This is a genomic window from Flavobacterium zepuense (assembly GCF_007097145.1).
GTDB classification, from domain to species: domain Bacteria; phylum Bacteroidota; class Bacteroidia; order Flavobacteriales; family Flavobacteriaceae; genus Flavobacterium; species Flavobacterium zepuense.
In genome coordinates, this window is record NZ_VJVZ01000008.1 from 15,384 (window position 1) to 28,424 (window position 13,041).

Sequence of the window (13,041 nt, forward strand, 5' to 3'; positions counted from 1 at the left end):
GTAATGTGCTGATTAATCAGCATCAATACGGTAAATCTCGGCTATTTCTGCATTTATTTTTTCAAAGTCAATTTTAAGGTCAACTAAGGTACCTGTGTGTATGTCAAAAATCCAGCCGTGTACGGTAAGGCCGCGCTGTATAATGGCTTTTTGTACTTCGGCAGTTTTAATGACATTTATACACTGCTCCTGCACATTAAGTTCTACAAGCCTGTTATAGCGGTCGTTGTCATTCTCAATCGTTGCAAGTTCTGCGCTGTGTATACGGTAAACATCTCTAATGTTACGCAGCCACGGGTTAAGTATACCCAGGTCGGCCTGTTCCATAGCTGCCTTAACACCGCCACAATTGTAATGGCCGCAAACTACCACATGGTTTACCTTAAGGTGGGCTACAGCATAGTTTATAACCGACATCACATTCAGGTCGGTATTAGGTACCATATTGGCAATATTACGGTGTACAAAGGCCTCGCCGGGCTGTATGCCCATAAGGTCTTCTGCGGTAACACGGCTGTCTGAACAACCTATGTATAAGATTTCAGGAGCCTGCCCTTCAGATAGTTTGGTGAAATAATCGTTGTCAAGCTCAAGGCGTTTATCTATCCACCCTTTATTGTTTATAAAGACCTGTTTAATATCCATTGCAATGTGATTTTGTAAGTTGTTATTCAAAAATACGAATTACATTTTTTTTGGACTACAATAAATTAAGATTATAAGAAAAATTAGTAATCTTTAACTATTGTTTAGGCTAAAATGTAACGAACATTAATTGTTGTACCCTATTGAAATATTTTTATTCCAAAGTTTGATGGCATATTCTTCAAAAACTTTGGGCGCTTGCTTAAAGGGCTCATCAAAAGTATATTCGCCACCTTCGTATTTGGTTTCGCTAACCCGTACTTTGGTAGTGCCACGCATGGCATATTTTTTAGTGCCTTCGTAAAGTATAACTTTCATGGCTATAGGGCTGGGGTCGCCGTGACAGCCGGTGTTATACATAAGCCAAACTTCGGCTGTGCCATTTTTATCAAGGTCGGTTAGGGCAAAGGTATTTTTTACAAAATTGGCTTCGAGGTCTACAGGGCATTCTTTAGAAAAGTCATACATTTTCCATTGCTGTTTCCAAGAGCCATCAACTAAAACATAGCAATAGGCAAACAATTCGGCATCCCTATACGATTCATCGTCTTCGGCCTTGCTGGGGTATTCACCGGTTTCGGTGGTAACCACTATAGTTTTACCGTGGCTATCTTTAAACTTTACAGCATTGATTATTTTTCCCTGGTACGTAATACTTTGTGGAAGTGTAGCCTTGGTTAGCGGCGTGGTCTTTACCTGCGCAAAGCAACTGACCGATAGAAATAATAGTATGACGTTTACTAATTTCATTACTCAAAGCCTTTTATAAGTACCTCTAAAATTTGGATGGCTGCTTCGCTTATCTTAGTACCCGGGCCAAAAACAGCCACAGCACCTGCATCAAAAAGATATTGGTAATCCTGGGCAGGGATAACCCCGCCCACAATTACCATGATATCTTCGCGCCCGTAGTTTTTAAGCTCTTCTATAACCTGCGGCACAAGGGTTTTATGCCCCGCTGCTAATGATGATACCCCAAGTATGTGTACATCGTTCTCTACGGCCTGTTTAGCGGCTTCTGCCGGCGTTTGAAAGAGCGGGCCGATATCTACATCAAAACCTACATCGGCGTAGCCTGTAGCCACTACTTTTGCGCCGCGGTCGTGCCCGTCCTGACCCATCTTAGCGATCATGATACGTGGGCGGCGGCCCTCAAGCTTTGCAAAATCATCGGCTAACTGCCTGGCTTTTGCAAAACTTGCATCGTCTTTAATTTCTTTACTATACACTCCGCTAAACGATTTAATTTGTGCTTTGTATCTGCCATAAACTGTTTCCAGTGCATCGCTAATTTCACCCAGCGTAGCCCTGTGGCGCGCGGCTGCAATGGCCAGTTCCAGTAAATTGCTCGTGCCCAGTTGTGCGGCAGCAGTTAGCTGCTCCAGGCTCTCTTTTACTTTACCGCTGTCGCGGGATGCCTTAATGGTGGCCAGCTGCTCTAATTGCTGGCGGCGCACCATTTGGTTATCTACATCTAAAATATGCAGCGGATCTTCTTTTTTAAGGCGGTATTTGTTTACACCCACAATAATATCTTGGCCGCTGTCTATACGTGCCTGTTTGCGTGCTGCGGCTTCTTCTATACGCAATTTGGGGATACCGGCCTCTATGGCTTTGGTCATTCCGCCTAATTCTTCAACCTCCTCTATAAGCGACCATGCTTTTTGTGCAATCTCGTTGGTAAGACTTTCCACATAAAAACTGCCTCCCCAGGGGTCTACCGTTTTGGTTATCTTGGTTTCTTCCTGTAAAAATATTTGTGTGTTACGGGCAATGCGCGCCGAAAAATCGGTTGGCAGCGCAATAGCCTCATCAAGCGCATTGGTGTGTAATGATTGTGTACCACCAAAGGCTGCTGCCGCCGCCTCAATACAGGTACGGGCCACGTTATTAAAAGGATCCTGCTCGGTAAGGCTCCATCCGCTGGTTTGACAGTGGGTGCGCAATGCGAGCGATTTTTCATCTTTAGGGTTAAACTGTTTCAGCAGTTTAGCCCACAGCATACGCCCTGCACGCATTTTGGCAATTTCCATAAAATGATTCATGCCAATAGCCCAGAAAAAGGACAGGCGCGGTGCAAACTCATCTATCTTCATACCTGCGGCAAGGCCTGTACGAATGTAATCGAGCCCATCGGCCAGTGTATATGCCAGTTCAATATCGGCAGTAGCACCGGCCTCCTGCATGTGGTAACCGGAGATACTTATGGAGTTGAACTTTGGCATTTTTTTGCTGGTAAATTCAAAAATATCAGCAATAATTTTCATCGATGGGGCAGGAGGGTATATGTATGTGTTACGCACCATAAACTCCTTTAAAATATCGTTTTGTATGGTGCCCGACAGTAGTTCTGGCGCAACGCCCTGCTCTTCGGCAGCTACTATGTAAAATGCCATAATAGGTAACACAGCACCGTTCATGGTCATGGAAACCGACATCTCATCCAGCGGTATCTGGTTAAACAGCACCTTCATATCCTCAACACTATCAATAGCAACACCTGCTTTGCCTACGTCGCCCACTACGCGTTCATGGTCGCTGTCGTAACCGCGGTGTGTAGCAAGGTCAAACGCTACCGAAAGACCTTTTTGCCCTGCAGCAAGGTTGCGCCTGTAAAAAGCGTTACTCTCCTGCGCGGTAGAAAAACCGGCATACTGGCGCACCGTCCATGGGCGGCGCACGTACATAGTGGCATACGGCCCACGAAGGTTAGGTGCAAAACCGGCTCCAAAATACAGGTGTTCTAAATTTTCAGTGTCGGCCTCGGTATAGGTTTCTTTAAGCTCAATACCCTCGGCGGTAACAAAAGGTTCCTGTTCGGGGGTATAAGGTTTAAGTTCCGTTTCAGAAGCCGTGAGCTTTAAGTGCTGGAGGTTTTTTCTGTTCATGATATTCCTAAAGAATATTATTCTTTTATGAATTTAGTACTTTTTCCGTCGATAGCCAAAATATATAAGCCCGATGGTAATGACGAAACATCAATAGTTTGGTTATTGATGGTACCACTTTTAACGAGCCTGCCCATAACATCGGTAATGCTGAATTGTGAATTAGCGCTGTCAAATGACTGGATGTTTAAGATGTTTTTTGTAGGGTTTGGGTAGATGTTAATTTCTTTAGCTGTAACGCTTGCAATGCCCGAAGTACTTTCTTGGCCTAATTTTGCAACAAACATATTAACCTGATTTTGATTTTGTAGGTTAATATTACCTACTACTAAGTTATAATAATACATTCCTGTAATCATTAAATTATTATCACCATCAAGCGCCATTTCTGTAGGAGACGTTGCACCTAAAAGATTTGAGGTTGCTGTTTCAATCCAAATTAAATTACCTGCGTTATTTAACTTTGATGTATATAGTACAGGTGTAGTAAAAGTTTGTGTAGTGTTGCCAATCGTAAATTGAGATGAAGGTGTAAATCCTGAAAGATATATGTTACCTTCCTGATCTGTAATAACACCCCCGTAATTGGTATCATTGCCGCTTCCACCTATTTGTTGTGCCCAAACTATATTACCATTGGTATCGAATTTTGTAAGTATACAGTCCCAATTCCCAAATGGGGTTAAGTTTGTATTGCCAATATTAAAATCAGGCATGAAAGATTGCATCTGCACGTACACATTACCCTCATTGTCAGTTGATATACGACTCGTATAGTCTGTTGTAGGCCCGCCTATGGTCGTGCCCCACACTAACAGGTTACTTGCATTATATTTTGCTATAAAAATATCTATCTCCCCAGCATTGGTATAAGTAGCAGTTCCTAAAGTTATCTGAGAACTTAATAATGACCCTGATATATAAAAATTTCCCTGGTTGTCTAAACTGATGCTTGACGATGCTAACGCGCTATTTCCACCAATTTGTCCCGCCCAAACAGCTATACCATCATGATCGCATTTTAAAGTATATACTTCCGAATTTGTTCCGGATCCAAGGGTTATAGTATCAAATGTAACTGAACTTGCCATGTAACTCCCTAAAAGGTAAAGGTAATTATCATCTATAGCGGCATCGGTTACGGTTAAACCATCGCCAATGAAATTTTTACCCCATAAAATAGTACCATCGGCAGCAATTTTAATGATATATATGTTAGAAGTATTGGCATTAGCCTGTAATGTAAAGTCGCCAAAGGTTATAATGCCAGTGTAATGTCCAATAGCATAAATGTTGTCATTATCATCTGTAAGTACTGCGGTTACATCACCGGAACCTGTAGAAGATGCTTTTGCCCATACCACATTACCCGAATTATCGTATTTTGCAATATAGGGTGGCGTATCAAATGATGAGCTGCTTCCATTAAAAGTTTGGCTTCCAATAGTGATTGAGCCACTAAAATAGCCAGCAACAATACTATTGCCACTTGTATCTGTCGTGATAGATGAACCTTGCGATTGTAATGCAGGAGCACTGTGTGCCCAAAGCCATTGAGGATCTGGTTCTTGTGCAAATAAATTTGTTATACTACAGAGTGTACATAAAATAAGGGCAAGGTAATTTTTTGTCATAATTGTTAATGAGTTATATTAGGGTTTTTCTTCAGTACTTAATCGTTCCTGCTCCATTTTTTCGGCCAGCCTTTTTGGTATGATAGGGCTTATAAAGGTTCTTCGTGGGTTAGCTTTTACAAAAGGGAAAAGCTCCAGGTCGTGGCTCATCCTGTCGGCTTTATTAGGGTATTTGTTGGTGCCTAACAGAATTTCTTTGCCACTGTCAAATAACTCCTGTTCTTTAATAGCACTTTCATGTATTTTACGCTGAATGGTAGTTTCTTTAAGCTGGGCTAAAAAGCCACCGTTTGCCTCAATATCTTTGAAGAGCGCAAGGGCTTTATCGGCAAGCTGCTGGGTAAGCTCTTCTATATAATACGATCCGTCGGCAGGGTTGTTAACCTTATCAAAATAACTTTCATGTTTTAAAACCAAAAGCTGGTTACGGGCAATACGGTCGCCAAACTCGTTGCTTTTATGGTAAAGAGCATCATACGGCAGGTTGATAACAGCATCTGCGCCACCCAGTATGGCGCTCATGCACTCGGTAGTGGTGCGCAGCATATTCACATTATAATCGTACAATGTTTTGTTGCGTTTGGTGGGCAGGGCTATAATATGGCAATCATGCTCGTGGCCGTATTCTTTGGCAATTAAGCCAAACAGAAGCTTTAAAGCACGCAGTTTTGCGATCTCAAAAAAATAGTTGGTGCCAACAGCCACCTGGATGGTAAGTGGCCTGTAAAGGGTAGGTATGCGATTAAAATATTCGTTGGCATGGGCAAGGGCGTAGGCAATTTGCTGTACGATGTTTGCCCCCGCATTTTGATACAGGCTTGCATCTACACTTAAAAAACTGAGGTTGGTACAGGCAATGGCTATGGTATTTAGCGCTTCAAAATTATCGCAGCCCTCGTACCAGTTGCCATCTTTTGCAAGGTGGCCTATAGGATCGAGCTGAACATAAAACTGCGACTCATTTTGTTTCGCAATAGCATCAAGCTGTTTTACGAAATCGATTGAAATGAATTCTAAATGAAAGTAAACAGAAACCTCTTTATCAATACCTGATAATAGTTTGTTTACATCTACATCGGGGTTGGTAAGGGTAAAGCGAATGGCTTCGGCACCGCGCTTAAGGGTGCTTAATGCGCGGGCGTTGCTTTTCTCTACATCCTGAACAAAAATGTCCTGGCAAATGGCAAACTGAGAGGCTTTTGTGTTAGGTGTAGCGGCATCTTTAGCATCATCAATGTGGTAAAAAGGCTTAACCTTAATGCCTTCAGGGCTTTCCCAAACAAGGGCTTCGTTATAATCAGCGCCTTTTAGCTCAAACTGTATTTGCTGTTTCCACAATTTAGAGGATACAGGCCCAAATTCTTCAAAAAGATTTTCGCTCATGCGGTATATTTTTATAGAGATGTTGAGTCCTCGTCGGCAGGGGCATCTTCTTCAAATTCAATAATATAAATATCTTCGTTCTCGCGCTTCATGTAATATTTTTCGCGGGCGTATTTCTCGGTCTGGTCGGTGTTTTTTAGCTGCTTAATGCTGGTGCTGTCCTTCTTAATTTCCTGAATATAATACTGCTTATTGTCCTCCAGCTCCTGAATTTCATTATTAAGCACTTGGTGTTCAAAATACGAATAATTATCAAGAAACGTCATCCATACAATTACAAAAATAATAACAAGCACGTAGCGGTTGCTTAAAAAATTAAGAACTGGGTAGCGCGACATTATTTTGCGTAATTTCATTTTTTTAGATTGTGTATTCCAGCTGCAAAGTAATGGATTTTTTAAATTATAAAGCAGTGTTTAAACTACAAACAGCACAAAGTTTTAAACAGCAGTAACTGCCTGCTGCGACTGCGACTGTAAACTAAAGTATCCTTTGATTAATCACTGCCTTTACCACATCTATAGCTACGGTATTGTACCTGTCGTTAGGGATAATAATATCGGCAAAGGCTTTAGTAGGTTCAATAAACTGCTCGTGCATGGGTTTAAGGGTGGTTTGGTAGCGGTTAAGCACTTCGTTCATGTCGCGGCCCCGCTCGGCAATGTCGCGTTTCAGGCGGCGGATAAGCCGCTCGTCTGAATCGGCATGTACAAAGATCTTAATATCAAACAATTCCCGGAGCTGCGGGTCTGATAGTATCAATATCCCCTCTACGATAATAACCTTGCAGGGGTGTGTAAGGATGGTATCGGCCGTGCGGTTGTGGGTTACAAACGAGTAAACCGGCTGCGGAATGGCCTTACCTTCTTTAAGGTCTTTAAGCTGGGCTACTAAAAGCTCAAAATCAATGGCGCGGGGATGGTCGAAGTTTATAAGTGCGCGTTCATCGTAGCTAAGGTGTGTGGTGTCGCGGTAATAATGGTCCTGCGATATAACACCGACTTCCGTTTGCGGAAATTCGTTTATTATTTGTTGTACCACAGTTGTTTTACCGCTACCGGTACCCCCGGCAATTCCTATAATCAGCATTTGTGTTTGTTTTGTTGCGCAATTATGGCGCGGGGTTTTCTTTCTTTTTAAGGTCCTGCACAAGGCTATAACAAAAGTATGATAAAATAAGGGCTCCTATAGCAATGCATACCCACATGATCCAAGGGCTTTTGCCACCGTTTATGCCTTTTGGCTTAGCCGATAAAACAACAGGCTTAGCTAAAACAGCTTTTGGGATGCTGTCGGATATTTGGTCACGGAAATTCTCCAAATCATAGTCAGGCGCAACCAGTTCTTTATTGCCTGCCATAACGATATACTGCTCACCGGCTTTAAGGTCGGCAATGAGCTTCACAGGGTTTTGAAATACTTTTACCGATGCTATTTCCAGCGGTTCGTTATCCTTATTATCAATCTCTATAACAACCGTGTTCTCGTTTAAATTTAAGCCGTCAACCACATTTTTAGATGAAGAGCTTATATCAAACGCATAAAACTCCTCCATATAGGGTACGGTTTTCTTTTTACGCCTTTTAACGCGCTGTACAAACAAGCGGGCGTTGCGTTTGTATAGCGATGGCGACTTAATATCAAAAGCAATGCGGTTAATGGTAACCGGGTTGTTAAAGCTTATGGTAACGCGGGTTTTCTTTTCCAGCGCCAGCTGCATTATTTTTACGTGGCTGTTAGCAGCCTCTAATAGTACAGGGGCTGTACGTGTACCCTTAACACTGCCCGCTGCAAGTATATTAAGCGGAAGCGTTTTTTTGTCGTTAAAGCTAATTTTAAGGTAGCGGTAGGCGTTTACCGGCATGGGCAGGGTTTTGTACACCTGGGTATCGGTATTGTTGTACAGGCCGCTGATCATCTGGTTGTTTACAAGGCCAAACCATTCTTTATTATCGTGGCTGCCGCTAATGCTGTAGGTTTTGGTAGCATCGGTATTGGCAATAGCCAGGGTAATGGCATCCCACTTTATAGCACCTGTATTTTGAATAACCACCTGAGATGTAGTATCGGCCACAACGCTTTTAGAAAGTATGGTATATTCTTTAAAGTTGTATTTAGAGATGCCCTCATTAGCTTCTTCCAGCAAATAGGGCACTTCTTTTTTCTTACTATCCCATATACGGATGCCGCTCAGGTTAACATCGGCATGGCACCTAAACTCTGGTGTTAGCGGCACGGCGTGCAGCCCGGATGTAGTTACCCCGGTTATTTTAGATGACACCGTAAACTGCTGTGCAAAGGCGCTTGCACTTAAAAGCAGGAATAAGAGTGTTTTAATTTTCATTTTTAAGGCTGTTTTCGTCGTTAGTATCTGCCGGTTTCCCTTCTATAACCAGCAATTTTAGTTTTTGGTACACAAACGATATTACCAGTATAAGCACACCAAGCAATATAAAGGCTATAATTTTACCGGTTTCGGATACGTTCCTTATATCATATACAAATAATTTAAGGATGGTAAGCCCAAGCAATACCAGTGCTGTAATACGGATGTTTTTTATTTGTTTTTTAATGCCAATGAGCAGCAACCCGCAGGCAATAACACCCCACAATACCGGAAAGCCGGTTTTAATTGCCTGGTTGCACATGGTGTAGATAGGCTCCCATTCGGCAATGGTCAACACATCGTCATTAGGTACAGGGTTTAAGCTTATAACCAGCCAGTGCAGCACCAATTCTGAACTTGCAAAATACACCAACAAAAATACAGCTATCCAAGGTAGTATACCTTTGTTTCTGAATAGTGCAGGTGCCTTATCACGATTTAACTGATATATTAAAACTACCGTATATGCCACCGCGGCAAGCAGAGCAAAATGCAGCCAGTAGGCCAGCATGGTTGCCGTTTGCGATAACAAATAATACTGTACCTCATAATAGGCCAGTCTCGAGAAAAATAAAATAAAGGTCACTACATTTATAATGCCGAGTACGCTGCCAAATTGCTCTGCTTTAGGCTCTTTACCTTTACAGTACACTTTTATAAAGATAATGGTAAATACCAAGTGGTATAAAACCGCAAAGCTAAAAACGGCATAACTGCTTTCTAAATAATTGGTGGTTTGATAATTAAGCTCTATAGAGCCAACAATATACACCAGCAGTATCGTGATTATTTTAGCCACACTGCTGTAGTTCTTTACGTTGAACGGAATACCGTAAACCGCATATACACCGCTGTCTTTTTTTAGCAGTAGCAATACACCAATGCACGATGCTATTGCAAACAGCCCTGTTAAAAAGGCGGGGTTAAGTAGTGCCGTAAGCAAATTGTTACCGTAGTATAAATTGGTCCAGTCGATCATCAGGCTTATAAGCATAAGCGAGTGCACGATACCCGACCCAAACCGGAACGTTTGTATACCCGATTTTTGTGCCAGCCACATAAGCAGCACGGCTTCGGCAGCCCAAAACAGCGTTATGTAATTGCCTTCAAACTGAATAGGTATGGTAAGTGTAACAAAGGTTAAGGTAAGCCCTATAAGTACGTAAATGATCTTTTGGTCCATGGCCAGTTTTTTAAACAGCAGCCATGCAAAGCAAAAATTAAAGAACCCAAGCAGTAGTGTAAACAAGCCTTTGTACTGCGGCATAAAGCTATCAAGCGCATACATACCGGCTGCATAAAACAAAAAGGTATTGCTTACCAGTATGGCGAGTTCCATATTGGTAAAGGCCGATTTGTTCCTGATGTTGTTAACAATGTTCATTACAATAAATATCAGGTAAAATACCAGCCCGAATATAAGTGCGCCATCATAAGGCGCATCCTTGCCATCTACATCTAACAGCCATGCCCAATATAAAATTATGGTAAACACGTAAGCCATAGCGTTAATGAGGCTCCATTTTTTGTAATACGCTATAGATAGTATCCCGATATTTAAAATGGCAATGTAGGTAAACAGCACAATATAATTGCCGCTGCCGGTGCTTACCATAAAAGGCGCTGCAAAGCCACCAATTAGTGATAAGGCAGCCAATTCCTTACGGTCGTAATTTACCGATATAAACGCACTAAACGCAGTAATGGCAACCATGATTATAAAAGCAACAGTTTGGCTAAACAACTGGTAATCATGAAAAGCAACTGTTATGGTAAAGTAAAATATAGAAATAGCCCCGGCAACAAGCACTGAGCTGAATGCTTTGTAATTGATCCTGAGCTTATGTGCCACAAGCATTACAATACCACCGGCCAGTATGCCTATGCCCACACGCGCAGGCTCGTTAATCCAGTCTTTATCTATAGCAAATTTCACAAAGTAGCTTATGCCCAGTACCAGTATAAGAATCCCGATCTTGTTAATGAGGTTCTCCCCAATAAATTTCTCGAGGTCGGGGTTTTGCTCCTTAAAGTTTTCCCACCACGATTTTTGTGGAGGCAATGCAACTTTAGGCTGCGGTTTTGGCGCAACAGGCGGTGCCTGTATAGCCGCTACGCGCTCTAAAGGTTCTACAGGTTTAGGAGGTGTTGGAGCAACGGGTTGAGGTACAGGTACAACAGGTCTTTCGGCAATAGTAGGTGGTGGTGCAATTGGCTGTGCCGGGGTGGGGTCTTTAGGCCATGGGGTAGCAGCGGATGGAGCAGAAGTTGCAGTAGGAGTTACAGGTGCATCCTGCTCAGTACGGCGTTTTAAGGCATCGATCCTGCGATTCATTTCAAACAGGCTCTCGTGCAGCTTGTCTATCTTCCGCGACAGCGAGTTAATGGAAGCTATGACTATTATTATAAGGGCAATAAGTAATACTATTTCCATTGGTGGTTTGGCTTGTTCCTGTAAATGTACTATAATTTATAAAATGTACTGCATACCTACTTTGCACAATTAGCGTTATAAAAAGCAACACATATATTTAGTAAAAAACTATATTTGAAAAAAAATGTAATGAGGCATCCTTAATAGTGCCTTTAAAACTACCTGCTATGTTTAAACCATTTGCCTATTTAGTTTGCCTGCTGTCTTTTACAAGCCTGTTGGCACAAAGCGAAGTTATCTATACCATACACCAACGCAGTTTTTTTGACAGTAATGCCGATGGCAACGGCGATTTTACCGGCATTAAGCAAAAGCTGGATTACCTGCAGTCGTTTGGGGTAACAACCATTCAACTTTCGCCGGTGTACCAACTGGAAGATAAAAAATCTGATGCTACTACCGCTTTTGAAAAATTCGTACCTCAGTACGGTATCTTTAAAGAGTACATTGGTTTGGTTAACGAGGTGCACCACCGTGGCATGAAAATTTATTTTGAATTTGAGATGGACTATCTACAGGCTGCAATTGCCAACAGTGAAGATCCAAAAGTGAAAAATAACGCTGTAAAAGGGCTTACCTATTGGGCCGACCCAAACAAGGACAAAAACTTTTATGATGCGCCCGATGGTTTTGTGTTTACCGGCATGGCCGATAAATTAAACCCGACTGATAAAGTAAGCCTGTTTAAAGAGTTATGGTTGCCCCTGATAGCCAGCCTTAAAAAGATAAACCCTAAGTTACAGATTGTTACCTATCCGGCAGATAAAAATTCATCGGGTTATGAGTATTTTGAAAAGGCTGGGGTAGATGTAGTGTATTCATCTAAATTACAGCATGCTATAACTACTTTTAATAAGCAGGCAATAATTACTGCTGCCGATAGTGCCTTTGTAAAACTCCCTGAAGGTAAGCGATCTATACTTTATATTGAAGACAATAATACCGGGCGTATTGCAGATAAACTTACCAATACTAAAAAGTTACAGGCAGCTACCGCTCTTACTTTGCTTATGGGAGTAGGAACACCATCTATACATTACGGGCAGGAAATAGGGATGAAAGGCGGACTTATAAAGGCTAAAGATGATACCGTGCAGCCCTTTCCTGAAGCTTTTGAATGGTACAAGGATGATAACGGTACAGGTATGGCCTACTGGTATAAGGATATTGCGCCGCTTTGGAGCAGCCGTGCCGCAAAGCCAGCCGATGGTATTTCTTTAGAAGAAGAACAGGCCGATGCTAACTCCCTGTTTAAGTTTTACATATCGCTATACAGGCTCAATGCTTTAGAGCTGGCCCTTAAAGATAAAGGGGTGTACAAAGACCAGCCGAACGATAACGATGATGTAATTTCATTTACACGATCGGCTAAAGTGGGAGAAGTGCTTGTGGTGGTAAACCTGTCTGACAAGCCGCAGGTTGCCATGCTGGAAAATACCGGCGAGGTTAAGGTAGATAAACTAAAACTGCTTATGGGCGACCCTAAGGTGGTGTTTCCGCGTGGAGGTAGGACATTAAACCTGCCGCCGTATACCGTTCAGGTGTGGAGGGTATTGCATTAAATAAGATAGTAACTATATATAACGAACCTGTACTTATTAAAATAGTGCAGGTTTTTTAATGGGATGTAGTAGGATGAGTAGTAGGTAATAATAGTAGTGTATTTCTATG

At 42.2% G+C, this 13,041-nt stretch carries 10 protein-coding genes; 1 reads left to right on the forward strand and 9 read right to left on the reverse strand.

Annotated features, from left to right (window positions below):
- Positions 1 to 12: 12 nt before the first annotated feature.
- The 9 genes from FMM05_RS12750 to FMM05_RS12790 all read right to left on the reverse strand — a co-directional run bounded on the left by FMM05_RS12750 (position 13) and on the right by FMM05_RS12790 (position 11,370).
- Positions 13 to 645 (reverse strand): carbonic anhydrase, encoded by a 633-nt coding sequence (locus tag FMM05_RS12750; protein ID WP_143373780.1) that lies wholly within the window; start codon positions 643 to 645, stop codon positions 13 to 15.
- 126 nt (positions 646 to 771) lie between these two features.
- The gene (locus FMM05_RS12755; RefSeq protein WP_143373781.1) at positions 772 to 1,395 is read right to left on the reverse strand and encodes a M949_RS01915 family surface polysaccharide biosynthesis protein; all 624 of its coding nucleotides are present in this window, start codon (positions 1,393 to 1,395) and stop codon (positions 772 to 774) included.
- Positions 1,395 to 3,533, reverse strand: coding sequence for a methylmalonyl-CoA mutase (scpA, locus tag FMM05_RS12760; protein WP_143373782.1), 2,139 nt, complete (start codon positions 3,531 to 3,533; stop codon positions 1,395 to 1,397). The genes FMM05_RS12755 and scpA overlap by 1 nt, the downstream gene beginning before the upstream one ends.
- A gap of 17 nt (positions 3,534 to 3,550) precedes the next feature.
- Positions 3,551 to 5,167, reverse strand: a complete 1,617-nt coding sequence (locus FMM05_RS12765) for a T9SS type A sorting domain-containing protein (RefSeq protein ID WP_143373783.1) — start codon at positions 5,165 to 5,167, stop codon at positions 3,551 to 3,553.
- A gap of 18 nt (positions 5,168 to 5,185) precedes the next feature.
- Positions 5,186 to 6,550, reverse strand: coding sequence for a methylmalonyl-CoA mutase subunit beta (locus tag FMM05_RS12770; protein WP_143373784.1), 1,365 nt, complete (start codon positions 6,548 to 6,550; stop codon positions 5,186 to 5,188).
- A gap of 11 nt (positions 6,551 to 6,561) precedes the next feature.
- Positions 6,562 to 6,906 carry an FtsB family cell division protein gene (locus FMM05_RS12775; RefSeq protein ID WP_143373785.1) on the reverse strand — a complete coding sequence of 115 codons (345 nt, stop codon included), beginning with the start codon at positions 6,904 to 6,906 and terminating at the stop codon, positions 6,562 to 6,564.
- Between the two features lie 124 nt (positions 6,907 to 7,030).
- The gene (gene udk / locus FMM05_RS12780; RefSeq protein WP_143373786.1) at positions 7,031 to 7,639 is read right to left on the reverse strand and encodes a uridine kinase; all 609 of its coding nucleotides are present in this window, start codon (positions 7,637 to 7,639) and stop codon (positions 7,031 to 7,033) included.
- 22 nt (positions 7,640 to 7,661) lie between these two features.
- Positions 7,662 to 8,894 carry a discoidin domain-containing protein gene (locus FMM05_RS12785; RefSeq protein ID WP_143373787.1) on the reverse strand — a complete coding sequence of 411 codons (1,233 nt, stop codon included), beginning with the start codon at positions 8,892 to 8,894 and terminating at the stop codon, positions 7,662 to 7,664.
- The gene (locus tag FMM05_RS12790) at positions 8,884 to 11,370 is read right to left on the reverse strand and encodes a DUF2339 domain-containing protein (protein ID WP_143373788.1); all 2,487 of its coding nucleotides are present in this window, start codon (positions 11,368 to 11,370) and stop codon (positions 8,884 to 8,886) included. The genes FMM05_RS12785 and FMM05_RS12790 overlap by 11 nt, the downstream gene beginning before the upstream one ends.
- A gap of 167 nt (positions 11,371 to 11,537) precedes the next feature.
- Here FMM05_RS12790 and FMM05_RS12795 point away from each other — a divergent pair, with 167 nt between their 5' ends.
- Positions 11,538 to 12,932, forward strand: a complete 1,395-nt coding sequence (locus FMM05_RS12795; protein ID WP_143373789.1) for an alpha-amylase family glycosyl hydrolase — start codon at positions 11,538 to 11,540, stop codon at positions 12,930 to 12,932.
- The last annotated feature ends 109 nt before the right edge of the window (positions 12,933 to 13,041 follow it).